The following is a 26,935-nucleotide window of genomic DNA, read 5'->3' as shown; positions in this document are numbered from 1 at the left end:
CGGCCATTCACTCATTGGAGGGCTACGGCCAGGTGTCCGCCCCGATCCGCCGACCGCTCAGCCGATGATTGGTCTTTCCTCGGGGAGCCGGTACAGCTGCGGACGCGACGATAGTGCCACGGCGGACGCGACCGTGATGGTTCCTATGCGGCCGGTAAACATTAGGCCCATCAGCACCCATTGGGCGCTGTCCGGCAGGCTGGGGGTAATGCCCGTACTGAGTCCGACCGTGGCGAAGGCGGAAATGGATTCGAAAAGGACGCGTTCCAGTCCGTGGTTGGTCAACATCAGGAGCAGCAGGGTTCCAACCATGACTGCGGCGACGCCGAGAAGGGCCACGGATAGGGCCTGTCGTTGCACAGAGGCGCTGATCGAGCGGTGTGCGATGGTTACGTTCTCGCGCCCGCGGATCTCGTTCCAGATCGCGAACCCCAGTACCAGGAATGTGGCGATCTTGATCCCGCCGGCCGTGCTGGCGCTGCCGCCGCCGATGAACATCAGGACGTCGGTGACCATTAGCGTTTCCGATGACGCGGCCCCGTAGTCGATGCTGTTGAACCCGGCGGTGCGTGGAAAGACGCCGCCGGCCAGAGACGTCAAGATTTTCCCCCCGAGGCTCAGCGGTCCGAGGGTTTCCTGCCGGTTCCATTCGAAAGCGGCGAACATCAGCGTGCCGATGGCCAGCAGGAGCACGGTGCCGTAGACAGTGAGCCGGGTATGGACGGTCCAGGTCCTGATCCTCAGGCCGTCGCGGAATAGTGCGATAATCACCGGGAACCCAAGCCCTCCGGCGATCACAGCAGCGCAGATGGGGATAATGATCCATGGATCTTCGGCGAAGCTAACCAGACTCTCACTGTAAAGGGCGAAGCCGGCGTTGTTGAATGCCGAGATGGAGTGAAACACTCCGTGCCACAACGCGGTCGCCAGGTTATCGTCGTAGACGGTCCGGAAGCGTATGGTCAGGATGACGGCGATGCCCGCTTCGACTACAGCCATGATTCCGGCAACCCGGAACAGCACGGCGCGGACGTCACCGAAATTCAGAGTGTGGGTTTCGGATTGTGCCACGAGCTGGTTCCGCAGGCTCAGGCTCTTGCGGACCAGCAGCGCCAGCAGGGTGGCCAGGGTCATGATCCCGAACCCTCCAACCTGGATCAGGACCACTATGACCCCTTGGCCGAATGGTGTCCAGAACGTTGCCGTGTCGACCGTGATCAAGCCGGTGACACATACCGCGGAGACGGCCGTGAACAGTGCGGGCATTAGCGCATCGGCGCTACTGCCGGTGCGTGATGCTGGAAGCATCAGCAGGCCCGCGCCGAGCAGGATCACTCCAAGGAACGCCAGTGGTACCGACCGGACGGGGTGCAGCAGCAATGCCCAGATGCCCGATTTCTTTTTCTCGTACCCGGCACGCAATTCCAGCGCCCGTTTGTTGATTTGTCGCTTCAAAGTCTCCTACATCCCATTGTGAAAAGTTCGAGGTGAAGGATCACTTTGGCAGCATCGGCATGGATCATTAGACCGGTCACTTGCTATCATCATCGCTCCATCCCCTACAGCCCTGCCAACCGGACTTCGGTCATTGTACTTAGCAAACCGGGCATAAGAGCACCACTGCGCCGACCGACGTGGAACACGGCGGCTGGGTCAGTTGGAGTCGATTTCCTCCCCGACGCGGACGTGGCTGCCGCGTTCCTGTATATCGCGGCCGGTCGCGGTCAGACAGGCTACGAAGATCGCGATCAGGATCGTTAAGACCAGGGCTACCCACCCGGCACCGAGTCCGAGTCCGCTGGCATCCTGGGGCTTTCCGAGCCAATCGGCAACGGAGGCACCCAGCGGCCGGGTCATCACGTAGGCGAACCAGAAAGCGAGGATCGAGTTGAACCCGAACCGGTATCCGAGGGCGGGAATCAGGATTATCACCGCGAAGATAACCGCCGATCCGAAGTAGCCCAGGTGGAACGTGTAGGCAACCATGTCTCCGAGGGCAGTACCCAATGCGAACGTCGAGATGACCGCCAGCCAGTAGAAAATCTCCCGCCGTGGCGTATCGACCGCGTGGATGGACAGAGTTTTCTCGATTTTGTGCCACGTGAGGAAGACTGCGGCAAGTGCGGCCGCGTAGAACGTGGAGGACACGAGGTAGGAGACGCCGAATCCGACGTGGAGGACGTCGGCGCACATCGTTCCGAACACGCCGACCATCACTACCGCCAGCCAGTAACGCCAGGCGACGTAACGCCCTGCCCTCAATTGGATGATCATTGCGGCGACGAAGGCAATGAATCCGAGGAGCACCGCGGGAACCGGCCCAATGGCGTTCACAAGATAGTCACTGGTCGACTCGCCCATAGCCGTCGACAGTGCCTTGATGAGCCAGAACAGGGCCGTAATCTCGGGCACCCGCAACATACGCTGCCTGACCGTCATGCATGCTCCTTGCAATCGCGCTCCACAGTGCCCGCTGGGGGTGGAGTGCTTTATTTCGTCTTATCCGGGCGAACGGGTGTCCGGGCGTACCCGCTGGCTACTGTCTCACAGTTACCTTGGTGATCGCTTCTAAGCCGAAGACAGGGCGCCGACCAAGGTGTCGCCTTGGGAGGACAGTTTCACGGACCTGTCGGGGCTGTTCGCCAAGATTTCAGCGTACCGGGATACGTGCGCTTCAATGCCGTTAGGTTGGGGGTAGGCGCAGCACTAAAGGATTTCAAATTATGAATTCGCCGGCTATTTCATTTTCGAATTCGCCGACGTCGGCGACAAGCTCCACACATTCGCTGCGTCTGGCAGCAGCGAAGTCCGCTCGGGAAAATATGGCTTCCGTGTCGTCCAGTGGCGGTGCATCAATGCCTATCCGCGGGGCAAAGTTGTGACGAAGACGAACTTGAACTCACCGTATCGAGGGGCGTCTACTTTGACCTCCACGCTGGTGGTAAACCCTCGATCGAAGGCCGGCTCGGCGTCCAGCGGCAAATCTGGGCACCGGGACCAAGAGGCAGTTCAGGACCAAGGAGGTGGATATCAGTTTACGGTCGCATACGATGCGGTGCGTCTGCCGGAAGCCCCAAGATCGGCCGCGCGCATAGATGGCATTGCCATCTGACACTTCGGTCAAATACGCCCTACTTGGTGCCAAACATTGGAGCGGCTCGTGGGTGCCGTCGGCCGAATCACTGCTGTCGAGTACGCGTTGCTCGTAGCGCGGCACTAGGGCTGTGCGGTTTTCGGTCACGTCTGTTCCTCCACCGCCATCATGCGGAGATCAGTTGCCCACATCAGCCGCTGCTGATCTTGTCGAGTTCACAGCGGCGCTCCAGGCTGGTGGGGGAGGTGTTCATGAAAGCGAAAGATGCTCTGGGCCGGCACGGCGAGGTCCTGGCGGCCGATTATCTGGAGGACCGGGGTATTCGTGTGGTTGACCGGAACTGGCGGTGTCGCACGGGTGAGATCGATCTGGTCGCGTACGACGGCGAATGTCTGGTCATTGCCGAGGTCAAGACGCGCCGGTCCCTGCGTTTCGGCCATCCGTTCGAGGCGATCACGCCGGCCAAATTGACCCGGCTGCGCACCTTGGGGGTGCTATGGTCCCGGGACCACTGGGTCGTTCCGGTGGCTCTGCGCATTGACGCCATTGCGGTGCTGGACTGCGGCGATGGGGAACCCGTGCTGGAGTACCTCAAGGGCGTGGGTTAGGTGTCCATGGGGCGGGCCTTCTCGGTCGCGCTGGTCGGGTTGGAAGGTCACATAGTTGAAGTCGAGGCGGACATTGGGCAGACGCTGCCGAACTTTGTTCTCCTTGGGCTGCCGGACGCATCCCTGAATGAGGCTAAGGAGCGGATCCGGGCCGCAGCACATAATTCCGGTATTCCGCTGAGCCGACGCAAGATCACGGTCAATTTGGTTCCGGCGTCCTTGCCGAAGAAGGGATCGGCTTTTGACCTGTCCATCGTCATGGCGGCGCTGAGTGCGGCCGGGGATGTCCGCGGCACCGGGCGTACTGTTTTCATAGCCGAGTTGGGACTCGATGGCAGGCTGCGTCCGGTGCGCGGGATTCTGCCGGCCGTGATAGCCGCGGTCCGGGCGGGCTTCTCAGATTTCGCCGTGGCTTCCGCCAATCAGAGGGAGGCTGCGCTGGTTCCCGGCGCGAAGGTAACCGGCTATCGGTCGCTGGCGCGGGTTGCCTTGGACTTCGGCGCCAGGGCGCAGGAACTGGTGTTGGAAGCCGAGGAGGATGAGCCCCCGCCTCGAGTCGCTATAACGGACTGTGCCGCGCTTGCTGAGCCGGACCTGGCTGATGTGGCGGGGCAGGCGGAGGCACGGATTGCCATAGAGGTTGCCGCGGCTGGTGGCCATCATCTGCTGCTGTTGGGCCCGCCGGGGGCAGGCAAAACGATGCTGGCCGAACGCCTTCCGGGGCTGTTGCCTGACTTAGACGACACCGAGGCCATGGAGGTCACGGCCATTCACTCCTTGGAAGGCTACGGCCAGGTTTCCGCACTGATCCGCCGACCGCCCTATGAGCGGCCGCACCACACGGCCAGTACCGTCGCCATCATCGGGGGCGGCAGCGGGATTCCCCATCCGGGCTCGGCATCCCGGGCACACCACGGCGTACTCTTCCTCGACGAGGCTCCCGAGTACGAGCGGGGGGTCCTCGATGCCCTGCGTCAACCGCTGGAAAGCGGCGAACTGATCCTGCACCGCTCCGCGGGAACGGCCTCCTACCCTGCGCGGTTCCAACTTGTCTTGGCAGCGAACCCGTGTCCTTGCGGCCGGGCATCGGGGAAAGGACAGGACTGTACATGTACCGCAATGGCGCGCCGGAGATACTTCGGACGGCTGTCCGGGCCGCTTCTGGACCGAGTGGACATTCAGCTCCGGGTAAACCGGGTTTCCCTCGCGGAATTATCCAGTATGGAGCAGCGTGAGAGTTCGGCGGTGGTGGCCGCCAGGGTGGCGGCGGCGAGGACCAGGCAACGCCAGCGGCTGGGAATCCATGGCCTGGTGCGGAACGCCGACGTGGGCGGAAAACTCCTTCGTGGGGTCTTCCGGCTCCCGTCGCGGACAACTGCGGTCCTTGATTCGGCGCTGGAATCTGGAGCCTTGACTGCCCGCGGTTATGACCGGGTGCTTCGGTTGTCATGGACGTTGGCAGATTTGGCCCAAATTGCGCAGCCCGGCAGCCATCAGGTGGGTCTTGCGCTGAACATGAGACAACGCGGGATGAACGGGTGAGTGGCTTGGACGGCACAGACGGCACAGACGGCATAGACGGCATAGAGGGTGTGGACGGTAGGAATGGCAGGAATAAGGCTATGCCAGCGTCCGTCACGGTCGCCCGGGCTGCTCTCACCCGCCTGATGGAACCGTCGGACCTCGCCGGGCTGGCGTTGATTCGAGTTGTAGGGCCCGAACGCGCCGTGTGCATCGCAAAGGGTGAAGAACGTGCAGGAACCGAGACGGAACACAAAGTCGCCACCCTTCTGGAAGAAGCCGGTGCGCTGCGCAGCTGGCTCGGATTGGAATCCTCGATTAGTCGATGGGCGCCGCGCATTAACGATCTCGCGCCGGAGCGGGACCTGGCCGTGATCAGGCGGTTGGGCGGCGGTTTGCTCATTCCTGAGGACGATGATTGGCCCGTAGCTTTGTCCGACTTGGGACTGGCTGAACCGATTGCGCTGTGGTGCAGGAGCCGCTGCCGTGTCCTTCCCGGACTGAACAGGTGCGTGGCTGTGGTTGGCTCCCGAGACAACACCAGCTATGGGGCGTCCGTCACGGGCCAGATCTCGCAGGGACTCGCGCAGCGTGGAATCACCGTTGTCAGCGGTGGGGCCTACGGGATCGACGCGCATGCGCACTCGGGAGCACTCGCCGGCGGCAATACCGGGAACCTTCCTACCATTGCGGTTATGGCGGGCGGCGTCGATAGGTACTATCCAGCAGGGAATGAAGAACTGCTGCGGACCATTGCGCAAGAAGGGTCCATGATTGCCGAGGTGCCCCCTGGCACAAACCCCACCCGCTACCGTTTTCTGCAACGAAACCGCCTCATAGCGGCCCTATGCTCTGTGACCGTGGTGGTGGAAGCACGCTGGCGCTCGGGCGCCCTGAATACCGCCCATCATGCTGATTCCCTTAGTCGACAGGTCGCGGCCGTGCCAGGATCCGTTTTCAGCGCGAATTCGGCCGGCTGCCACCGATTGCTGCGTGAGGGTTCTGCGGTCTGCGTTACGGATGCAGCAGAAGTGGCGGAGCTGGCCGGTGTCAGTGGCGACCACCTGGCCAGTGAGCCGGCGGGCCCGGCGGCCACCCATGACGGGCTGAATGTCGAGGATCTACTGCTCATGGATGCGCTGCCTGCCAGGCAGGGGAGCCCACCGGAGAAGCTTTCTTCCGTGGCAGGCTTGGGCATTGCTTCGGTGCTGGCAGGGCTGGGTAGATTGGAACTCATGGGACTGGCCGAGCGCATTGACGGCAACTGGAGGCTCCGCAGGGGAACGAAGTGAAATGCATTGGGGTGACGGGCGCGCTGCCGCTGTCGATCACCGCAGGTCCCCTGCCTGGGGACCAGTGCGGATTTATCCCGCCGGACACGGCGCTGCGGCTTGCCCGATGGCGCGCGTGGACGCACAGTAGGGAGGTGGACCGATCCGAAATTGACCAACTGCCGGAGGAGTTTTCCGCAGCGTTGGGCGACTTTGAGCGTTATCTCGTCTCCGAAAAAGCCAGATCCGCTCATACGGTGCGGGCCTATCTAGGCGACGTGGAAAGCCTGCTGATTCATGCGCTCGCGGAAGGTGTGACTACTTTGGCCGGGCTGGAGTTGGGAACCTTGCGCCGTTGGCTGGGGGAGCAGAGCTCTGTAGGGCTGACCCGGGCAACCTTGGCACGGCGGGCTGCAACTGCCCGCAGTTTTACCTCGTGGGCGGTAAGGCAGGAGTTAGTGGCCCTGGACGTGGCTCTGCGGCTCAAGGCGCCCAAACGGAACAAGACACTACCGGGGGTTCTGCAACGGCAACAAATGGGTCGCCTGTTTGAGGTGCTGCAGGCCAATGCCGTGGGCGCAGACCCGGTGGCTGTCCGGGACCTGGCCTTGGTTGAGCTGCTCTACGCCAGCGGAGTGCGGGTCGGAGAGTTGGTCGGGCTCGATCGCGGGGACCTTGATCCTCAGCGTCGGACGCTGCGGGTCATCGGCAAGGGGAATAAGGAACGTACCGTTCCGTATGGCCAACCGGCAGCGCAGGCGTTGGATCGGTGGCTTTCGTCAGGTAGGCCGAAACTGGAGACTGCCAGCAGCGCAGAGGCACTGTTTCTGGGCAAGCGCGGGAACCGGATCGATCAGCGCCAGGTGCGTTCCGTCGTCGGCCGCCTTTTTCGGACTCTCGGAGATACTTCGGCCACCGGTCCGCACGCCCTGCGCCACTCAGCGGCCACCCACCTGCTCGACGGTGGTGCGGATCTACGGGCCGTCCAAGAGATTCTGGGCCACAGCAGTCTTGCCACGACGCAAATCTACACACACGTTTCGGTTGAGCGGCTCCGCAGCAGCTACCAGCAGGCCCATCCCCGCGCGTGACGGGTGGGCCCTTCTCCGCGCGTGACGGGTGTGCCCATCGATCACAACTCACGGGGAAGCGCCATGCCACCGCCGGTTATGCCACCGGCGGCATTCCACTGGTGTTCTTAGCCGGCATGCGGCACAATGTGAGGAAGTGCGGCGAGAGATTGCCCACCAACTGTAAAGAATGAAAACGCGGGTCGCATGAGCGGCCCGGTCAGGGACTGTGTAACAGCAATTCCGCGCATATAAAGCAATATCATTTCAGCCTTGCCGAAGGTCGTTGGGGAAGACGTACCTATAGCTATGGAGGATGGAATGTCTGCTTTGATGACACGCGGTGTTTTGTTTATTCACTCGGCCCCTACTGCGCTGTGCCCGCATATTGAGTGGGCCGTCGGCTCTGTCGTGGACCGGCGCACCCAGTTGGACTGGGCGGCGCAGCCAGCTGCACCTGGCATGATGCGTGCCGAACTGTCGTGGGCCGGGGTACCGGGTACGGGGGCGCAGTTGGCTTCAGCCCTGCGCGGCTGGGCCCATCTGCGTTACGAAGTGGCCGAGGAGCCAAGCGCCGGAGTTGACGGTGGCCGCTGGTCGCATACCCCGGAACTGGGCATATTCCATGCGGTGACTGATGCACACGGAAATATTATGGTCACGGAGGACCGAATCCGTTACGCCTACGAGTCGGGGGCAGGGGATCCAGCTGCCGTCTACCATGAGCTCTCGCTGGCCCTCGGCGAAGCGTGGGATGAGGAACTGGAGGCGTTCCGCCACGCAGGTGAGGGAGCGCCGGTGCGCTGGCTCCACCAGGTTGGCTGATTCCGCGGGTTATCTCAGGTCCATCGGCTACTGCAACCATCTCCGGTGGCCGCCGCTCCATAGCTAGGCGGCTGTCCCGAACCGGCCGTAACAAAGCCACCGGGCCTAAGCGACCGTAACTAAGCGACCGCAACTAAGCGACCGTAACTAAGCGGCCGGAACCAAGAGGCCGGAACCAAGAGGCCGGAACCAAAACGGCCGGGGCCGGGGCCCGGCCGCTTCGCTGTTTCCTGCCGCTAGTGCGCGGTTTAGTTCGTGTTCCGGATGACGATGACGGCATTGTGTCCGCCAAATCCGAAGGAATTACTCAATGCCACGAAGTCGCCGGCCGGCAGGTCACGGGCCGTGGTGACAATGTCAAGCGGGATCTCCGGATCCTGGTTTTCCAGGTTGATCGTGGCCGGCGCCTTGCGGTTGTACACAGCCAGCACTGTCATGACAGCTTCAACGGCCCCCGACGCGCCCAGCAGGTGCCCCGTTTGGGACTTAGTGGCCGAGACCGCTACATTGTCCACGTGGCTGCCCAGGGCCGCCTTCAGTGCGGTGTACTCCGGCTTGTCGCCCACCGGAGTCGAGGTCGCATGCGCGTTGACGTGCACCACGTCGGTGTTTTGCGCACGGGCGTCAAAGAGGGCCGCCTTCAACGCCCGGGTGGCACCGAGCCCTTCCGGATCGGGAGCCGTGATGTGGTAAGCATCGGCCGTGACCGATGTCCCAGCCAGTTCGCCGTATATGTGGGCGCCGCGGGCCAGCGCATGCTCTTCGGCTTCGAGGACCAAAGCGCCGGCTCCCTCGCCCATGACGAAGCCGTCGCGGTCCCGGTCGTAGGGGCGGGACGCGTGTTCCGGGTCGTCATTGCGCCGGGAAAGCGCCTGCATCGATGAGAAGGACGCCATCGGCAGTGGATGGATGGCGGCTTCGGCGCCTCCGGCCATGACCACATCGGCCTTGCCGGACCGAATCAGCTCCAGTCCTAAGTGCAGGGCTTCGGTACCGGACGCACATGCGGACACCGGCGTATGGGCCCCGGCGCGGGCACCCAAATCAAGGCTGACGGCGGCGGCGGCGCCATTGGGCATCAGCATCGGAACCGTCATCGGCAGGACGCGGCGCGGACCTTTCTCACGCAGAGTGTCCCACGCATCAAGCAGCGTCCAGACGCCACCGATGCCAGTAGCGAAGGCTACGGCGAGACGGTCGTGGTCCACCTCGGTAATGCCCGAATCCTTCCAGGCTTCGCGGGCCGCGACGACTGCGAATTGGCTGGAGGGGTCCAAACGCTTGGCCTCGACCCGGCTGAGGATCTCCGTGGCAGGCGTGGAAGCCTTCGCGGCAAAATGAACGGGAAGATCATATTTGGCTACCCAGTCAGCGGTCAGGGTATGCGCTCCGGACACGCCAATGAGCGCGTTCGCCCACATGGTGGGAACGTCGCCGCCGATCGGCGTGGTAGCTCCGAGTCCGGTAATGACTACTTTGCGGGCCATGGTTCTACTCTCTGGGTATTCCTACGAAACGTATGCTCTGCAGGACAGTTCTTGATGTACGAGGATGGCCGGTGCCCGTGGACAAACCGGCCATCCTCCCTACCCTGCAAATGCGGGGCGTAGGTCAGTTGCGAAAGAACTAGGCCTGTGCGCCGGAGATGAAGTTGACGGCGTCGCCGACGGTCTTGAGGTTCTTGACTTCTTCGTCCGGAATCCGCACGCCGAACTTCTCTTCGGCATTGACCACAATGGTCATCATGGAGATGGAGTCAATGTCCAGATCGTCGGTGAAGGACTTGTCCATTTCGACGGCTTCAGGGGCAAGGCCGGTTTCCTCGTTCACGATTTCAGCCAGACCGGCCAGGATTTCTTCGTTGCTAGCCATTAGTGGCTCCTTTTCTTGTGGTTTTCTTTGTCGTCGGTAATGGGGTGAAGCAGTGTTGATCAAACCACGGTTGTGGTCCGAAATGCTATGCGGCAAAGTTGCGCGCGGCAGCGGCCACTATGGCAACTCGATGACCTGGGCCCCAAACACGAGCCCGGCTCCGAAGCCGATCTGCAGGGAGAGGCCACCGCTCAGCCCGGGATTTTCCTGCAGCAGCCTGTGGGTGGCCAGCGGGATGGACGCCGCCGAAGTATTGCCCGCGTTCTCAATGTCGCGTCCGATCAGCACCGAATCCGGGATTTTCAACTGTTTTGCCAGCTCGTCAATGATGCGCATGTTGGCCTGGTGCGGCACGAACGCTGAGAGCTGATCGGCGGTGATGCCCGCGGCATCGAGGGCCTGCTTGGCCACCTTGGCCATCTCCCAGACGGCCCATCGGAAGACGGTTTGTCCGTCCTGGCGCAGTGTCGGCCATAACTTAGCGTGTTCGTCGCCGACGGCGGCCAGGTCGCCGTCGTCGTCCTCGTTTTTCATTGCGGCGATACTGAAGTCACGGATGTCGAGCTGGGAGTGCGTCATGCCGATGGCATCCCAGCGGCTTCCGTCCGAGCCCCACACGGTCGGTCCGATTCCGGCACGTTCGGCGGGCCCGATCACCACGGCGCCGGCGCCGTCGCCGAGCAGGAAGGAGATGGTGCGCTCGTGGTTGTCAATCACGTCCGAGAGCTTTTCGACGCCGACCACCAGCACGTAATCGGCAGTGCCGGCGCGGACCAGCGCGTCCCCTTGTGCCACGCCGTAGCAGTAGCCGGCGCAGGCCGCGGAAACGTCATAGGCGGGGGCCGGTGTGGCACCGAGGCGCTCAGCGAGCAAGGAGGCGGCCGACGGCGTTGCATACGGATGGGTGACCGTGGAGACTATGACGGCGCCAAGCTGGGCAGCGTCGATGCCGGCGCCGCGGAGTGCCTCGCGGGCGGCGCCCTCGGCCATGTCGACAACGCTGACGTCCCTGCCGGCTCGATGCCGGGTCACAATGCCGGTGCGCTGGCGGATCCACTCGTCCGAAGAATCAATCCATTGGCAGACGTCGTCATTGGTGACGATAATGTCCGGGCGGTAGGCCCCGATGCCCAGGATGCGCGTAAATTCGCGCATCGGGTTCTGCTGGAGCGTGGGAGTGCTCATTCGGTTCCTTCTTTCCGCCCGGCCAGCGCGGCCACAAGCAGGTCCTTGGCGGATTCGAGATCCTCGGGGGATTTGACGGCAATGCAGGTAACGCCGGGCATCGCCCGCTTCGCCAGGCCCGTCAGGGTCCCGGCCGGGGAGAGCTCAATCAGCGCCGTGACACCCATGGAGACCATCGTTTCCATGCACAGGTCCCAACGTACCGGCCGGGAAACCTGGGCAATGAGGCTTTCAACAGCGCCGTCACCGGAAGTTACCGGCCCTCCGTCAAAGTTGGAAAGCAGAACGGGATCCGGGCTCCCGGGGTTCAGACTGGGGCGCAGTTCCTGCAGCGCAGTGACTGCCGGGGCCATGTGCCCGGTATGGAAGGCGCCGGCCACCTGCAGTGGGATTACCCGGGCCTTGGCCGGCGGGTTGTCTTTCAGGCTTTGCAGTTGCGCAAGCGTTCCGGCGGCAACCGTCTGCCCCACGCTGTTCATATTGGCAGCAGTCAGGCCCGCTGACGCGATGGCTGCCAGCACGTCGGCGCGATCCCCGCCGACGACGGCACTCATGCCGGTGGGCGTGGCGGCCGCAGCGCCCGCCATCGTGTTGGCGCGCTCCCGGACGAAGATCATCGCGTCATGTTCGCTTAGCGCGCCCGAAAGTGCAGCAGCGGTGATTTCCCCGACTGAATGGCCGGCGAGTACCAGCGGGAGGCCACGGAGGGGGGAGTCTTCCACCGGTGGCAAACCGGCGCAGTGGAACAGGGCGTGGGCGGATACAAGTCCGGCGGCGACAATCAGCGGCTGCGCCACTGCTGTGTCCTTGATGGTTTCCGCATCGGATGTTGTGCCATGCGCTAGCAGGTCGATGCCGGCTACTTCACTCAATGCGGCCAGTCGTGCTGCTGCGGCGGGCAGCTCCAGCCACGGCGTAAGGAAGCCGGGAGTTTGGGAACCCTGTCCAGGGCAGACTATTGCAAGCACGATATCCAGCTTTCCAAAGATTGGGCTCTTTCATCGGTGTTTGCGTACACCAAGCTCGTGAGACGCTTTTGTAGGAAGTCTACAATGCCGCTGCCGTTAGGTCCGCGTCCCGTTCCGCTCGACGACGGGCACCGGCGGCGGGGCGAGCCGACCGACCACCAGTGCAGTCTGCAGCACAAACGCTTCCCGGGGGATCAGTGGATCCCAGCCTGTGACGTCACAGACGCGGCGCAACCTATAGCGGACGGTGTTCGCATGAACAAACAATTCGCGGGCCGTGGCTTCGAGTGAGTGCCCCAGCTGCAAGTAGCTGCTGAGGGTCTCCGCCAAGCCATTGGAAGCTGCGAGCAACGGCCTGTAAATGTTCTTCACCAACGCGCGCCGGGCCGCCTCGTCGCCGGAAATCACGCGTTCGGGCCATAAATCATCGGCGGCAACCGGACGCGGCGCACCAGGCCAGGCCTTGGCAGCGGCAAGCCCGGCGAAGGCCGCCTGAGCGGAGTTGGTGGCCTCCAGGAGGGAGGCAGCCAACGGTCCGTACACCACGGGACCCGGCGCGAACAGCTCGCCAAGACGCAGGTAGGCCGTGTCCTGGTCCGCCACGCCCCCGAGCACCAGAATGAGTCTGTCGCCTTGGATTCCGACCAGCGCGTCTTCGGCAAACCGGCTCGCGGCCCGGCGCAGATCAGAAACAAAGCCCGCGGTCGTTTCCGACGGCGAGGTGCCCACCATGACGGTAAAGCGGCTCTGCGACTTCCAGCCCAGGGCGGCCATCCGGGACCGCAGGGAATCCGTGTCTTCCCCTCGCAGGATGGCGTCCACAACCAGTGCTTCCAAACGAGTGTCCCACGAGCCGCGGCTCTCGGCCGCCCGGGCATAAACGTCTGCTGCTGCGAAAGCGACTTCGCGGGAATAGCGCAGGACTGCCTCGCGCAGCGCACCCTGTTCGGCCTTGGGCGCAATTTCCGGGACCTGATCCTCCACCACCTGCACCACAGTTCGGATCAGCTGCAGTGCCCGTTGCAGGCTAATCGAGCGGGTCAGCTCGGTGGGTGCGGTGCCGAAAACATCGGAGAGGACCCACGACGGAGACGATGGCCGCTGATACCACGAGACGAAGGCATTGATGCCATTCTGTGCAACCATTCCCAATGCGGAACGTTCATCCGCGCTGAGCCGGCGGTACCAGGGCAGTGCGGATTCCAGTTCCTTCAGGGTTGCGGTGGACAACCGTCCCACGTTGGCTCGTAGCCTCTGCAGCGTCAGGGCCTGGGCGTCCGCAGCTGCCGCCGAAGCATCCGAATGATCTGCGGGGGTGCGGGGGGTCAGAGCCATTCTTCGAGCATACGGCCAGCCTGGATAGAAGCCGCATTTGTACGATCACTACAATTTGTGCGATCACTACAAAGGGCTGGCCAGCTGTGCGGTCGGCACTGAACACGAAAACGGGGCCGGCCGGCGTGGACGATGTTGCACAACATCGTTCACGCCTGCCGGCCCCGCGTTTAGCGCTGGCGCGTTGCAGCCTCTCCGACTCCGACTGCCGCTGGCGCGTCCGCCGGAGCCTCTGGCAAGCAGGCACCGAGGGCCCCGACGTGAGCCTGCGAGGGTTGGGAAGGTGCGCAGCGCTAGCTGTCGCCGCCGGTGATGCCAGTGGTGCCTGCGTTGACATCGAGCAGCTTATACTTCTCGATCGCCTGCGCCGGTGTCTGCCAATCGACTTCGCCGCGACGGGCGAGCATCTCCAGTGCCCGGACCACTATCGAGTGTGAGTCGATCTTGAAGAACCGGCGCGCTGCGGCCCGCGTATCGGAGAAACCAAAACCGTCCGCGCCCAGCGTGGCGAATTCGTTCGGCACGAACTGCCGGATCTGGTCCGGAACCGCCTTCATGTAGTCGCTGACGGCCACGATGGGTCCGGTGGCTCCCGCAAGCTGCTCGGTCACGAACGGCGTGCGGGCATTGGTGCCGGGATTGAGGAACTGTTCTTCCTCTGCGGCCAGGCCGTCGCGGCGCAGTTCGGTCCAAGAGGTTACGGACCAGACGTCGGCCGAAACTCCCCAGTCGTCGGCGAGGATCTGCTGGGCTTCCAATGCCCACGGCACGGACACGCCGGAGGCCAGCAGCTGGGCGCGCGGCCCGTCCACCTTTGCCGGAGCCAGCAGGTATATCCCCTTGATGATTCCCTCAACGTCCATGTCTTCCGGCGCAGGCGGCTGGATAATGGGTTCGTTGTAGACAGTGATGTAGTACATCACGTTCCGCGTCGAGTCCCCGGATGACGGTCCCTTGCCGTACATCCGCTCCAAGCCGTCATGCATGATGACGCCGATTTCGTACCCATATGCGGGATCGTAAGTCACCACTGCCGGGTTCGTGGAGGCCAGCAGCGGGGAATGCCCGTCCGCGTGCTGCAGCCCTTCGCCGGTGAGCGTGGTTCGCCCCGCGGTGGCGCCGATGATGAAGCCGCGCGTCATCTGGTCCGCGGCCGCCCACAGAGAATCTCCGGTGCGCTGGAAGCCGAACATGGAGTAGAAGACGTACACCGGGATCAGCGGTTCGCCGTGCGTCGCGTAGGAGGTGCCCGCAGCGGTGAATGCAGCCACGGAACCGGCCTCGTTGATACCCGCATGCACAATTTGCCCTGAGATGGATTCCTTATACGCCAAAATGAGATCCCGGTCCACAGACAGGTAGTTCTGGCCGTTGGGATTGTAGATCTTCGCGGTCGGGAAGAACGCATCGATCCCGAAGGTGCGCGCCTCATCCGGAATAATCGGCACAATCCGGGCGCCGAATTCCTTATCCCGCATGAGTTCCTTGAGCAGACGCACGAAGGCCATCGTGGTCGCGGCATATTGCTTCCCGGAACCCCTGTTGGCTACCTCATAGGTCTTATCCGCCGGCAGTGCAACCTCGGCATATTCGGTCCGCCGCTCGGGCACAAAACCACCCAGCTTCGCCCGGCGGTCCATCAGGTACTTAATCTCCGGCGCATCCATCCCCGGGTGGTAATACGGGGGACGGTACAGGTCCTTTTCCAGCTCGGCATCGGAAATCGGGATACGCAAGTGGTCACGGAACTTCTTCAGATCCGGCATGGTGAGTTTTTTCATCTGGTGCGTGGCGTTGCGGGCCTCGAAATTGGTGCCCAACCCGTAGCCCTTGACCGTGTGCGCCAGAATCACCGTCGGTTTTCCCTTGAACTCAACGGCGGCCTTGTATGCCGCGTACACCTTGCGGTAATCGTGGCCGCCGCGCTTGAGATTCCACACCTCATCGTCGGTCAGGTCGGCGACCATTTCCTTCGTCTGCGGGGTCTGACCGAAGAAGTGCTCGCGGACAAACCCGCCGGACTCGCCCTTGTAGGTCTGGTAGTCTCCGTCGACGGTGGTGTTCATGACCTTCACCAGTGATCCGTCGTCGTCCTTGGCCAGCAGGTCATCCCACTCGCGGCCCCAGACCACCTTGATCACGTTCCAGCCCGCGCCGCGGAAGAACGCCTCGAGCTCCTGCATGATCTTGCCGTTACCGCGGACCGGTCCATCCAGCCGCTGCAGGTTGCAGTTAATCACAAAGTTCAGGTTGTCGAGCTTGTCGTTGGCCGCGAGCTGGAGCAGGCCGCGGCTTTCCGGCTCGTCCATTTCGCCGTCGCCCAAAAATGCCCAGACCTGCTGGTCCGAGGTGTCCTTGATACCGCGGTTGTGCAGGTAGCGGTTGGACTGCGCCTGGTAAATCGCGTTCATCGGGCCGATCCCCATCGAGACCGTCGGGAACTCCCAGAATTCGGGCATCAGCCGGGGGTGCGGGTAGGAGGAAAGCGCGTGGCCTTCCTTGGACTTTTCCTGCCGGAACCCGTTCAGGTCCTCTTCGCTCAACCGCCCTTCCATGAACGCGCGGGCGTACATGCCGGGGGAGGCGTGGCCCTGGAAGAAGATCTGGTCTCCGCCGCCGGGATGGTCCTTTCCGCGGAAGAAGTGGTTGAAACCTACCTCATAGAGCGTTGCTGCACCGGCATAGGTGGAGATGTGCCCGCCCACGCCAATGTCCGGACGTTGTGCCCGGTGCACCATAATGGCGGCGTTCCAGCGCAGCCAGGCCCGGTACTTGCGCTCAATTTCCTCGTTGCCCGGGAAATCCGGCTCCTGGTCCGCCGGGATGGTGTTGACGTAATCCGTGGTGGTCACCATCGGTACGCCCACGCTCTGCGCACCGGCCCGCTGGAGCAGACTTCGCATAATGAACTGGGCCCGTTCGGTGCCCTGCTCCTGGATCAGAGAGTCCAGCGACTCGATCCATTCCGCGGTCTCTTCAGGATCCCTGTCGGGAAGCTGGTGGGTTAACCCGCTCAGGATGTGGGAGTTCTCTTCGCCTGCGGCCACGTCAGACCTCTCTTAAAGACAGTATTTCCGGCCCCCAGCTGTGGCTGTGGGCACACAACGAATACTCTAGTCCGGTTAGGCCGGACTGCGTAGCCGGTGCGCCACCGGGACACTTCCGGAGCCCACCTCCCCGTAGCATAGGAGCAGTGCGGCCGGTGCCGACTTGTTGCCGGCGGCATTACGGTGTTGGCTGGAGTAAGGCACAGACCCGTAGCCCTGGGTCTGGAAGTCCTATTATTCTTCCGGATTGTGTGCCGCGTGAGCAGTTAATCGTTTGAGTAGTTCGTAAAGACCGGACAATCTGTAAAATAGACATTTAGAAGACCAACATCAACGAAGCGCTGATGCGTTTCAAGCAGGAGGAACAACGTGAGCGAGGCCGACGCCGGCACTGTAGTTAACGTGGCAGGCAAATTGGGTTTCAAGGATGGCGATCTGATCCAGGAACTCGGGTACGACGACGACGTTGATTTTGCTCTGCGCGACAGTGTCGAAGAACTGGTCGGGTCCGAGCTGCTGACCGAGGAGGACCACGACGTCGTGGATTCTGTACTCCTATGGTGGCGGGCCGACGACGGCGACCTGGTCGACGCGCTGGTCGACTCGCTGACCACCTTGGATGAGGGCGGAATTGTGTGGGTGCTGACTCCGAAAAACGGACGCGTCGGTTATGTTCCGCCCGCTGAGATTCAGGAAGCCGCACCAACAGCGGGTCTGCATTCCACCACAACGGTTGGCGTTTCAACTGACTGGGCCGCAACAAGGCTCGCCCCCCGCAAGAAGCCGTGACGGGTGCCATGACGGCGGCTTCCCTGGAATCGGGGATGAATCCCACTCAATCGCGGGCACCGGTCGTTGGTCAACCAGCTCCGGACTTCGAGCTTTCCAACCAGTTTGGCGAGTCCATCTCGCTTGCGTCGCTGCGCGGCGGGAACGTCGTCGTCGTTTTTTATCCCTTTGCCTTTTCCGGCATTTGTACCGGCGAAATGTGCGAGCTTCGGGACAATCCGGCTGACTTTGCCACCGCCCGCGCACGTGTCCTGGCCGTCTCCGTGGACAGCAAATACGTCCTGCGCGCCTACGCCGAGGCCGAAGGACTTGAGTTCGACCTGCTGGCGGATTTCTGGCCGCACGGCGAAACAGCGCGACGCTATGGCGTCTTTGACGCAGACCGAGGCATGGCGGGGCGGGGAACCTTCGTCATCGACGCGAACGGAATTCTGCGCGATACTTTCAGCACAGCTGCAGGCCAGGCACGTTCTCTGGACAGGTACCGCAAAGCTCTCGCAGAACTCTAGAATCGGGGCTTCAGCGCATGGATGAGACCACGGACCGGCCACCGGTCGGAATCGGTATGACGGGCTTTGCAAGTTCCCCTCCACGGGCCGGCAGCCACGAGCCATCTGCCGCGGAGCTCCCGGTGCTGGCCAGGATCGCGGGTCTGCTGCAGGGCGCGAAGCTCGCCGTTTTAACGGGGGCAGGGCTCAGTACCGATTCCGGCATTCCGGATTACCGCGGTCCCGGTTCTGTCCCGCGCACGCCGATGACCTATCAGGAGTTCGTTGGCGACGGTGCCCTGCGTCAACGGTACTGGGCCAGAAACCACCTTGGCTGGCGGCACCTGCGCCACGCAGATCCGAACGCCGGGCATTATGCCGTGGCCGCTCTGGAGCGCCAGGGCCTGACCAGCGGGATCATCACGCAGAACGTGGACCGGCTGCACGAAGACGCCGGCGCGGTGGACGTGGTGGACCTGCACGGGCGTTTCGACCGCGTTGTTTGCCTGAACTGCCGCACCGTCATCAGCCGCAGCCACCTCGCCGACGGGCTCGAAGGCCTCAATCCCGGCTTCGTGGAGCTGGTTGAAGCCGAAGGCCCTATTGCAGCAGCTCCGGATGCGGACGCCGAACTGTCGCAGGAGGAACAAATAGCGCGATTTATTATTGCTGAATGTGAAGTGTGCGGTGGCATGCTTAAGCCGGATTTTGTCTTCTTTGGCGAGAACGTCCCGAAAGACCGTGTCGAACGCTCCTACGCCATAGTGGATGCGGCCGATGCTCTGCTGGTGGCCGGCTCCTCCTTGACGGTCATGAGCGGGCTGCGGTTTCCGCGCTACGCCAAAAAAACAGGTAAACCCGTTGTCATCATCAACCGCGGGCCGACCCGCGGGGATGACACGGCCAGCATCAAGTTGGACGCCGGTGTGAGCCCCGGCCTGCAGTATCTGGCCACACGGCTGTAGGACGTTGCCGGATCCGGAAATAAGCCGGTCAGACGGGTGTCGGTTAGCACCAAGAGCAATGTTTCGGGTACAGTTATTCCTCGTTGGCTGACGCAGGAAATCCAAGTTGGATGGCCAAGCGGCGCTACAAAAGGGGCCTTTAGCTCAGCTGGTAGAGCGCCACGTTTACACCGTGGATGTCATCGGTTCGATCCCGGTAGGGCCCACAGCAAAATCCCCTGACCACCCAAACGGTGGTCAGGGGATTACTTTTTTGTCCGCTTTCAGTGCCGGCCCGTTGAGGTGCTGCCCTGTTTGGGGTGCTGGCCTGTTTGGGTGCTGCCCATGCTGTGGGCCTGGCGTACGCTCAGCGTCACTACGAGTCCGCAGCGCCGGTCATAGTCTCATTCTCCTCGGGGCTCTCGCATGTCAGCAGATCAAGTCCAATCCATCTGCTGACCATCCTAAGAAGCGTTCTCATACCTCACGATAAGCGGCTTGGCCGGGAACTTCATGACGGCTTGCTGCTTTTTACCTGAGTGAGCTTCCGTATCTTTTGCCTCAGGGCCGAACTGAACCGACGATGTCAGACTCTGCGCATATCGTTCAGAACTATGGAACATGTAGTGGTGCGGATGACGACGGCCGGGATGCCTTTGGCGGTGCAGCGGGCCGGGCGCGAGTGGCTGATAGGTGCGGAACCGGTGCGCTGGTACGAGCGGGTGAACTGGTGGGAAAGCAAGCGAAGGATGCCCAAAGGTCTCAGCCGCGTCGATGTGGAGGTATGGCGCGTGCAGGCGCGGTTGGGCAGGAATGCGCGCAGCGATCTCACTACGATGGAGCTGCTCCGGGACCAGCAGGGAGGCGGATGGAAGCTTCGTTCTGAGTCAGCGGCTTGAACTGCGGATGTATTACGTAGGAGCCGACAGTAGCCCTCCCCGGAGTTGCCGACGCAAAAGGCTCTGCACCATCGCTATTGGGGGGTGATGGTGCCGAGCCCGTACGTGAAGATAGCGGCTCCTCGATGAGAGCGCAAGCACCTGGGGCCGATGACTGTCTCCGGTGCAATCGGAACAATCTCGAGGGGGAAGGGGAGGAGCGGCGGGCCAGGATTTAAAGTGGAAAGCCCTCCGCTGCGGCTATTGGGGGATGCAGCAGTGGAGGGCCTGGATCAAATATACATGGCTCCCGGTGGAATTGTAAAAAGGGAGGTTTCACGCCCTCCGGCAGCTCGTGGAAAGACGATGTGCCACTGCGCCGAAGGCGGTGTGTTTCTTGGCTGAAGGCGGTGTGGTTCCGCGCTGAAGGCGGTGTGGCAGGTGCTTCCTCGGTTGGACCGCGCGCTGACCCAAAGAGCCGGGCCGCCGGTAGGGAGTGAATAGGCTGCCTGTGGACAGTATGATGATTTCTGTTCATCAGGATGAACCGAAACAAAGGACCGCCATGACCGAAGCCCGACTCGCCCGCACCGCTGATGGCCGCAGCGGGACTTCTTCGGCGCCTGCGGTCACGCGGGCCGCCGCCGTCCTTGAAGCCTTAGCCGGAGCGCCCGCAGGAGAACTGACACTCAGTGATCTGGCTCGTGAACTAGGCATTCCCAAATCCTCGACCTCCAATTTGTTGCTTGCTTTGGAGGAAGCCCGGTTGATTAGCCGGCACGGATCCGGGTTTTCGCTTGGACGAAAACTGGTGGAACTCGGTGCGGCATACTTGAGTCGATTGGACGAGGTTCAAGAGTTTTACCGCTACTGCGGGCAGGCTCCGACCCTCTCCGGCGAGACGGTCCGGATTGCCATGCTGGACGGCGCGGAGGTAATTTATCTTGCCCGCTATGAAGGACATCCAGCGGTGCGGCTGACGTCCAATATTGGCGACAAGATGCCGGTCTCGCTGTGCGCAGTAGGTAAGGCCCTGATCGCCCGCTTGCATGAGAACGACATCGCGCAGATGTTTCCCGACGATCTGCAGTTGCCGGTGATGACTCCCCAGTCCCTGCGAACCGGCGCGGAGCTGAAGGCCCAGCTGCAGACGATCCGGGAGCAGGGCTTCGCCTTTGAGGACGAGGAGTCAACCACCGGGGTTCTTTGCTTGGGGGTCGCGGTGCCCACACGTGGAGCCCACGGTCCCAGCCTTGGAGTTTCCGTCACTGCGCTGAAAGCGACCTATACCGCGGCGCAGGGCGCCTCTATGGTGGCGGAGTTAAAGGAGCTGGCCCACTCCTTGGGTAATCCAATGGGCTGAACAAGGCGACAAAAATGAGTGCCTCTTTGCGTAACGTTCACTAGACTGTACGCTGTTCACCATAGTGACCAGCATTCCAGTGCTGGCACGGTCAGCCGCGACCAACGAGGGTCGGGCATATTTTGAGGGAGCCTCAGTGACAAGCCACTCCAAGTCAGGCCCAGCAGGACGGCTGCGCCCCGCTGACGACGTTGTCGATCCGGTCCAACTGCGGCGGGCAACGCTGGCCAGTTCCGTCGGTTCGGCCCTTGAGTATTACGACTTCTACATTTATGGACTCGCATCGGCGCTGATTTTCAGTCCGCTCTTTTTTACGCCCCTGGGCGCCAGTGGCGGACTGATCGCTTCCTTCGCCACTTACGGCGTCGGATTCGCGGCACGTCCCTTCGGCGGCCTGATCTTCGGCTACATCGGTGATCGTTTCGGACGCAAGCCGGTACTTCTGCTGACCATCGGTCTGATGGGCACAGCCAGTTTTGCGATTGGTCTGCTGCCCACCTTCAGCCAGGCAGGCCTCCTCGGCGCGGTCCTGCTGGTGATCCTGCGTATCCTCCAAGGGCTTGGTGCCGGCGCCGAGCAGGCGGGTGCAACGACGCTGATCTCCGAGGTCGCCCCGGTCCGCCGCCGCGGATTCTTCGCTGCGCTGCCGTTTGTCGGCATTCAGGTGGGAACTTTGCTGGGCGCGGGGACATTCGCGCTCATTGCCTTGGCGGACAAAAATATTCTGCAGGGTTGGCTCTGGCGGATTCCCTTCCTGGCGGGCCTGTTGCTCGTGGTGGTAGCGGTTTTCATCCGGCTTCGACTCAACGAAACACCTGTCTTCAAGGAACTGGAAAAGCACAAAAACGTCGTCAAGAACCCGATTGGAGAGCTCTGGAGGACCTCGAAGAAGAACGTTCTGATCGGCATTGGGCTACGGATGGGGGAGAATGGCAATTCTTCCCTCTATTCCACGTTGCTGGTAGCCTTCATGAGCGCAAAGATGGGGGTCTTCCCTGGGGACAAGTTCATTGGACCCGCCGGCTTGCTCATCGCCGCCGGATTCTCGGCGGTGCTTGTGGTGCTCTTCGGTGCCCTGTCCGACAGATTCGGACGGGTTCCCGTCTACCGCTATGGCGCCTTGTTCCAGGCTGTGATTGCACTGCCGGCGTTCTACCTGGTCGCGCTGGGGAACGTCGCGCTCATCTGGCTGGTCATGAGCGTGGGCATCGGTCTCGGAGTCCAGGCCATGCTCGGGCCGCAGTGTGCGCTCCTTCCCGAACTGTTCGGTTCCCGGCACCGCTTCACCGGGGTCGCCATGAGCCGTGAGCTTTCGGCCGTGGTGGCCGGCGGTCTGGTTCCAATAGTTGGGGCAGTCCTGCTGGCCATGACAGGAAATTCCTGGCTGGTGCTGGGCATTTACTCACTGGTACTGGCCCTGATTTCCTTTGTGACAACGTTCTTCACTCCAGAGACCAGGGGCCGGAACCTGCTGTTGTTGGAGAACGCCTGAACGGGCATTCGGCCTTTTCAAGGCAGCTGTCCGTAAATGTTTTTAACAACGCTGTGCTTTTAAGGATGCAGCGCTCGGGTGCACTGCAGTGTTGTTAACACTGCAGTGCCGTCAACAACAGTGCTGCTAATAGAAGAGCAGCGGGTCCACTTGGTGCGGCAGTTCTCCACCGGCCAGGAAAATCCCCAAGTTGTCGACAAAGCGTTCGGCGATCAGCCGGTTCTCCGCCGCGCTGAGTGCGGAGGTATGCGGGGATACTAGGACGTTCGGGTGTTCCCAGAGAGGGCTGCCGGCAGGCAGGGGCTCGACGGCGAACACATCAAGGCACGCATAGGAGACCTGGCCATTGTCCAGCGCTTCCAGCAAGGCATCCTCAACAACCACCGTGCCGCGTCCGACGTTGACGAAAACTGTACCGGGTTTCATGGCACTGAAGATCTTCCGGCCGAGCAGTCTGTCCGTGTCCGGGGTGCCGGGCAGAGTATTGACTACCGCGTCAGCGGAAGCGAGCAGCTCGGAAAGACCGCTGTTGCCCACCACTGGGTCAATGCCTTCCAGCGGTTCCACCGAGCGTTTGGTGCCGCAGACTGTCATCCCTAAAGCGCGGGCCAGCCGTGCGGTCTCCACACCGATTTCGCCGAGGCCGGCGATAACAAGCCGGGAACCATTGACGAGCCGGGTAGGTGTCCGCAGTTGGGGCCAGTATTTAGTCTGCTGGTCAGCGGCGAGTTCGCCCGTGCGCTTGAAACCATTAAGAATGCCCAGCATGGCGAATTCGGCCAGTGGAAGCGCGTGCACCCCTGCAGAGGTAGTGATTTTGATTCGTTGCAGCGTCGTGGTGTTCAGCCCGGAGGCTTTGACCGCACCGCCGGCTCCGGCGGCCATTGCCTGTACCCATCGCAGCCGCTGGTTGCCGTCGCCTATGGCGGCCAGACCTGCGGGGGTCTCGTTCGGGAAACCGTAGAGAATGTCGGCGGCACGGAGCATCGACCAATATCGTTCCTCCTGCGCCGGGGTGCGTTGGAAAGCCGGGTCGCCGGCATGGTCCGCAGGGTAGCGTTCCGGCGGTAATAAATCCGGTTCGTACAGCACCTCGACGCCGGGGTGGGCCGCTCGAATGCCGTCCACGTATTCGGCGTCAAGGGGAACGGCAATGGCCACAGTTAGGTCTTCGGAGCTCATGGTGTTCATCATACTGAATCGTGGCTAGGATGTTGAACAAAAGTCTTTCCATTTCACCGCGTGATGAGGGGAACCAGCCGTGCAAAGTCCGGAATCCGCCGACCAAATCGCTGACCCCACAGCCGCCCGGACAGTCGGTTTCGTCGGACTGGGCCTGATGGGTGCTCCGATGGCTGCCAACCTGCTTCGGGCGGGTTGGCAGGTCACTGCCTGGAACCGGTCCGAGCCGGCATTGGCGGATTTAGCCGCTCAAGGTGGTCATCGGGCCGCTTCTGTCAGCAGCCTTGACGGGGAACCCATCATTATCTTCATGCTTCCGGATCTGAACTACATTGCAGACGCCGCCGTCGGGCTCCTGGATTCCTGGCGTTCCCGGGCACCAGAGCCCGGGACCGCCGTCGTCGTCATGAGCAGTGTTTCCCCGGCAGGCGTGCGTGACTTCAGCCGTGCGGTGCACAGTGCCAGCGCGGGGAACGCCGTGGTCATCGATGCACCCGTTAGTGGGGGAGTTGCAGGAGCGCAGGCTGGGACGCTGGCCATCATGGCCGGTGGGCCTGAGCCGGATTTCAACAGGCTGCGTCCGCTATTCGAGGCCTTGGGCAGCACGGTCCGGCGGTTGGGGGAGGTTGGCGCGGGGTCGCTGGCCAAGGCCTGCAACCAGTTAATTGTCGGAACGACGACGGCGGCACTTGCCGAAGCGGCCGAACTGGCCGAACGCTCCGGGATGGACGCAGCGGCCCTATTCGACGTCCTCGCGGGAGGACTGGCCGGCAGCGCAGTGCTGGAGAGCCTCGGGCCGCGGCTGGCGGCTAAGGACTACCGGACTTTGGGGCCGGCGAAGTTCATGCACAAGGATCTGACATTCGTGCTGGAAAGCGCACGGCAGAGCGGCACGGCCGTCCCGCTGGCCACGGCCGCCCACGAAGTATATGCAACCGTGCAGGATCAGGGGTTGGGCGAATTCGATCTGGCCGTGGTGCGGCAGGCCATTGCCAATCTCAGCGGTGCTCAACTCAGCGGTGCTCAACTCAGCGGTGCTCAACCCAGCGGTGCTCAACTCAGCGATGCTCATCAAGAGGGCGACCGGAATCCAGGAGGAAATGCATGAGCGGGTTATTCGGACTGGACGGGCGGGTGGCTATGGTGACGGGGTCCAGCCGGGGGATCGGTAACGCATTAGCCAGGGGACTGGCGGACGCCGGCGCCACCGTGGTGCTGCACGGTGCCAACCCGGAACGGTTAGCGGCCAGTGCGGCTGAGATGGCAGCGGACTTTCCGGCAGGCCGGATCCACTCCTGCGCCTTTGATATTACCGACGCAGCCGCAGCGGCTGACGGTGTCCGGTGGGTTGGTGAAAATGTCGGGGAGCTGGAAATTCTGGTCAACAACGCCGGTATCCAGCACCGCGTTCCGATGCTGGATCTCGATGTGAAGGACTGGGATAGAGTCTTGGCCACGGATCTGACCAGTGCATTCCTGGTCGGCAGGGAGGCTGCGCGGTCAATGATTGACCGTGGCCGCGGCAAGATCATTAATATTTGTTCCGTCCAGACAGATCTGGCCCGTCCGACGATTGCCCCGTACATTGCTGCCAAGGGGGGCCTGCGGAATCTTACCCGGGCCATGACTGCAGAGTGGGCCGCCAGCGGTCTTCAGATCAATGGCATTGCGCCGGGTTATATTCATACCGAAATGACACAGAATCTGGTGGATGACGTGGACTTCAACTCCTGGATTCTTGGCCGGACTCCGGCGCGGCGCTGGGGCACGGTTGCGGACCTGATCGGGCCGGTGGTCTGGTTGGCCTCGGATGCCTCCAATTTCGTGAACGGGCAGACAATATTCGTTGACGGCGGCATGACGGTGGTGGTGTGAGATGACTGAAATCCAGGCCCTGCCGGCGAGCGCTCCCGCCGTGGTGGCTCACGGTGCCGGGGATCTCCGAATTGAAGACGTGAAGCTGAGGCAGGCCGCCGCCGATCAGGCCGTAGTGGAGATTGTTTATGGTGGTATCTGCGGTTCGGACCTGCATTATTGGTTGGATGGGGCGGCGGGTGAGTCGATTCTGCAGGCGCCCATGATCCTGGGCCACGAGGTCGTGGGGGTGGTCGCAGCATCCGCGGCCGACGGGACCGGTCCGGCCGCAGGGACACCGGTGGCCGTTCATCCGGCGACTCCTGCACCGGGCACGGCCAGATACCCCGTGGATCGACCGAACCTCTCCCCTGGGTGCACCTATCTGGGCAGCGCCGCCCGGTTTCCGCACACGGATGGAGCGTTTAGCCGCTACGCCAATCTTCCCTCGCGGATGCTGCGGCCGCTCCCCGCCGGACTCGGCCTGCGCCGCGCGGCCCTGGTTGAGCCTGCCAGTGTGGCGTGGCACGCGGTCGTGCGGGCCGGCGAGGTAGTGGGCAAAACGGTCCTTGTAGTGGGTAGCGGGCCCATCGGTACCCTCGCCGTCGCCGTGCTAAAACGTGCGGGTGCGACCCGCATAGTTGCAGTGGATATGTACGATATACCGCTGGAGATCGCCCGGGCCGTCGGCGCCGATGAGACCTTGCTGGCTTCCGATGCGGAGGCCATCGCAGCGGTGGAGGCCGACATCGTCATCGAATCATCCGGCAGCCAGCAGGGGCTCGCCTCGGCAATCAAGGGAGCGGTCCGCGGCGGCAGGGTGGTGCTGGTTGGGCTGCTGCCGTCCGGGCCGCAGCCGGTGGCCATCTCGCTGGCCATCACCCGCGAGCTGGAGCTGGTCGGTTCCTTCAGGTTCAATGATGAAATTGACGAGGTGATCAAGGCGCTGGCAGACGGCTCGCTCTTCATCGATCCGGTGGTGACCCACGAGTTCCCCCTGACCGCAGGCCTGGAAGCCTTTGAGGTGGCGCGCAATTCCGCGATCTCCGGCAAGGTGCTGCTGAAATTCACCCCCTGACGATATGGCTCCAGTAGGCCATATTCGGAGCCCCCAACGAAATAGCCCTTCTGGCTGCGCGGACTCGCCGC

The 26,935-nt window shown here is 62.5% G+C and carries 23 protein-coding genes and 1 tRNA gene; 15 read left to right on the top strand and 9 right to left on the bottom strand.

All coding sequences use genetic code 11. The features are described 5' to 3' along the window. Positions 1–57: 57 nt before the first annotated feature. Both IV500_RS06880 and IV500_RS06875 read right to left on the bottom strand, forming a co-directional pair. On the bottom strand, positions 58–1,428 hold the full coding sequence (locus tag IV500_RS06880) for a TrkH family potassium uptake protein (RefSeq protein WP_376770191.1): 1,371 nt from the start codon (positions 1,426–1,428) through the stop codon (positions 58–60). Between the two features lie 225 nt (positions 1,429–1,653). Continuing rightward, complete coding sequence (locus IV500_RS06875) at positions 1,654–2,439, bottom strand: COG4705 family protein (protein WP_230854606.1); 786 nt, start codon at positions 2,437–2,439, stop codon at positions 1,654–1,656. Between the two features lie 906 nt (positions 2,440–3,345). Between IV500_RS06875 and IV500_RS06870 the strand changes: the two genes are divergently transcribed. From IV500_RS06870 to IV500_RS06850, 5 genes are all read left to right on the top strand, one after another. Then, entirely contained in the window at positions 3,346–3,702 is a 357-nt protein-coding gene (locus tag IV500_RS06870; protein ID WP_196396066.1) for a YraN family protein, read from the top strand. Next, positions 3,703–5,244 (top strand): YifB family Mg chelatase-like AAA ATPase, encoded by a 1,542-nt coding sequence (locus IV500_RS06865; RefSeq protein WP_196396065.1) that lies wholly within the window; start codon positions 3,703–3,705, stop codon positions 5,242–5,244. It begins immediately after the preceding gene. Positions 5,245–5,324: 80 nt separating this feature from the next. Continuing rightward, positions 5,325–6,515 carry a DNA-processing protein DprA gene (gene dprA, locus IV500_RS06860; protein ID WP_196396064.1) on the top strand — a complete coding sequence of 397 codons (1,191 nt, stop codon included), beginning with the start codon at positions 5,325–5,327 and terminating at the stop codon, positions 6,513–6,515. A gap of 134 nt (positions 6,516–6,649) precedes the next feature. Next, positions 6,650–7,585: a tyrosine recombinase XerC gene (locus IV500_RS06855; RefSeq protein WP_196396063.1), complete on the top strand. Its 936-nt coding sequence runs from the start codon at positions 6,650–6,652 to the stop codon at positions 7,583–7,585. A 300-nt stretch (positions 7,586–7,885) separates the two neighbouring features. Further along, complete coding sequence (locus IV500_RS06850; protein WP_196396062.1) at positions 7,886–8,389, top strand: DUF3145 domain-containing protein; 504 nt, start codon at positions 7,886–7,888, stop codon at positions 8,387–8,389. Between the two features lie 248 nt (positions 8,390–8,637). Here the strand turns inward: IV500_RS06850 and fabF are convergent, their stop codons facing one another. From fabF to aceE, 6 genes are all read right to left on the bottom strand, one after another. Next, complete coding sequence (fabF, locus tag IV500_RS06845) at positions 8,638–9,876, bottom strand: beta-ketoacyl-ACP synthase II (RefSeq protein ID WP_196396061.1); 1,239 nt, start codon at positions 9,874–9,876, stop codon at positions 8,638–8,640. 139 nt (positions 9,877–10,015) lie between these two features. Then, positions 10,016–10,261, bottom strand: coding sequence for an acyl carrier protein (locus IV500_RS06840; protein WP_196396060.1), 246 nt, complete (start codon positions 10,259–10,261; stop codon positions 10,016–10,018). A 117-nt stretch (positions 10,262–10,378) separates the two neighbouring features. Then, positions 10,379–11,446, bottom strand: coding sequence for a beta-ketoacyl-ACP synthase III (locus IV500_RS06835; RefSeq protein WP_196396059.1), 1,068 nt, complete (start codon positions 11,444–11,446; stop codon positions 10,379–10,381). Continuing rightward, positions 11,443–12,414: an ACP S-malonyltransferase gene (locus IV500_RS06830; protein WP_196396058.1), complete on the bottom strand. Its 972-nt coding sequence runs from the start codon at positions 12,412–12,414 to the stop codon at positions 11,443–11,445. Before IV500_RS06830 ends, IV500_RS06835 begins: the two co-directional genes overlap by 4 nt. A 96-nt stretch (positions 12,415–12,510) precedes the next feature. Continuing rightward, complete coding sequence (locus tag IV500_RS06825; RefSeq protein WP_196396057.1) at positions 12,511–13,749, bottom strand: PucR family transcriptional regulator; 1,239 nt, start codon at positions 13,747–13,749, stop codon at positions 12,511–12,513. 293 nt (positions 13,750–14,042) lie between these two features. After that, positions 14,043–16,796 carry a pyruvate dehydrogenase (acetyl-transferring), homodimeric type gene (aceE, locus tag IV500_RS06820; protein WP_196396056.1) on the bottom strand — a complete coding sequence of 918 codons (2,754 nt, stop codon included), beginning with the start codon at positions 16,794–16,796 and terminating at the stop codon, positions 14,043–14,045. A gap of 369 nt (positions 16,797–17,165) precedes the next feature. Here aceE and IV500_RS06815 point away from each other — a divergent pair, with 369 nt between their 5' ends. From IV500_RS06815 to IV500_RS06785, 7 genes are all read left to right on the top strand, one after another. Beyond that, the gene (locus IV500_RS06815; protein WP_196396055.1) at positions 17,166–17,585 is read left to right on the top strand and encodes a DUF3052 domain-containing protein; all 420 of its coding nucleotides are present in this window, start codon (positions 17,166–17,168) and stop codon (positions 17,583–17,585) included. Positions 17,586–17,620: 35 nt separating this feature from the next. Continuing rightward, complete coding sequence (locus IV500_RS06810) at positions 17,621–18,094, top strand: peroxiredoxin (protein ID WP_196396054.1); 474 nt, start codon at positions 17,621–17,623, stop codon at positions 18,092–18,094. 56 nt (positions 18,095–18,150) lie between these two features. After that, on the top strand, positions 18,151–19,038 hold the full coding sequence (locus IV500_RS06805; protein ID WP_196396153.1) for an NAD-dependent protein deacetylase: 888 nt from the start codon (positions 18,151–18,153) through the stop codon (positions 19,036–19,038). 133 nt (positions 19,039–19,171) lie between these two features. Continuing rightward, a tRNA-Val gene (locus IV500_RS06800) sits at positions 19,172–19,244 on the top strand. Between the two features lie 387 nt (positions 19,245–19,631). After that, positions 19,632–19,916, top strand: a complete 285-nt coding sequence (locus IV500_RS06795) for a hypothetical protein (protein ID WP_196396053.1) — start codon at positions 19,632–19,634, stop codon at positions 19,914–19,916. A gap of 544 nt (positions 19,917–20,460) precedes the next feature. Further along, on the top strand, positions 20,461–21,258 hold the full coding sequence (locus tag IV500_RS06790; RefSeq protein WP_196396052.1) for an IclR family transcriptional regulator: 798 nt from the start codon (positions 20,461–20,463) through the stop codon (positions 21,256–21,258). A 208-nt stretch (positions 21,259–21,466) separates the two neighbouring features. Then, entirely contained in the window at positions 21,467–22,750 is a 1,284-nt protein-coding gene (locus IV500_RS06785; protein ID WP_230854620.1) for an MFS transporter, read from the top strand. A gap of 126 nt (positions 22,751–22,876) precedes the next feature. On the opposite strand, the gene IV500_RS06780 is transcribed toward IV500_RS06785, so the two are convergent. Then, positions 22,877–23,944 (bottom strand): D-2-hydroxyacid dehydrogenase, encoded by a 1,068-nt coding sequence (locus IV500_RS06780; RefSeq protein WP_196396051.1) that lies wholly within the window; start codon positions 23,942–23,944, stop codon positions 22,877–22,879. Between the two features lie 67 nt (positions 23,945–24,011). Between IV500_RS06780 and IV500_RS06775 the strand changes: the two genes are divergently transcribed. The 3 genes from IV500_RS06775 to IV500_RS06765 are packed head-to-tail and all read left to right on the top strand — an operon-like array spanning position 24,012 to position 26,864. Next, on the top strand, positions 24,012–25,040 hold the full coding sequence (locus IV500_RS06775) for an NAD(P)-dependent oxidoreductase (protein WP_312875846.1): 1,029 nt from the start codon (positions 24,012–24,014) through the stop codon (positions 25,038–25,040). Further along, a complete protein-coding gene (locus tag IV500_RS06770) occupies positions 25,037–25,807 on the top strand; it encodes an SDR family oxidoreductase (RefSeq protein WP_196396050.1) in 771 nt (256 codons plus the stop codon). Before IV500_RS06775 ends, IV500_RS06770 begins: the two co-directional genes overlap by 4 nt. Before the next feature lies 1 nt (position 25,808). Beyond that, complete coding sequence (locus IV500_RS06765; RefSeq protein ID WP_196396049.1) at positions 25,809–26,864, top strand: L-idonate 5-dehydrogenase; 1,056 nt, start codon at positions 25,809–25,811, stop codon at positions 26,862–26,864. Positions 26,865–26,935: the final 71 nt, after the last annotated feature.

Origin of the sequence: Arthrobacter terrae (genome assembly GCF_015708085.1) — a bacterium.
GTDB lineage: Bacteria > Actinomycetota > Actinomycetes > Actinomycetales > Micrococcaceae > Arthrobacter_M > Arthrobacter_M terrae.
This window is presented reverse-complemented; position numbering and strand designations above follow the sequence as displayed.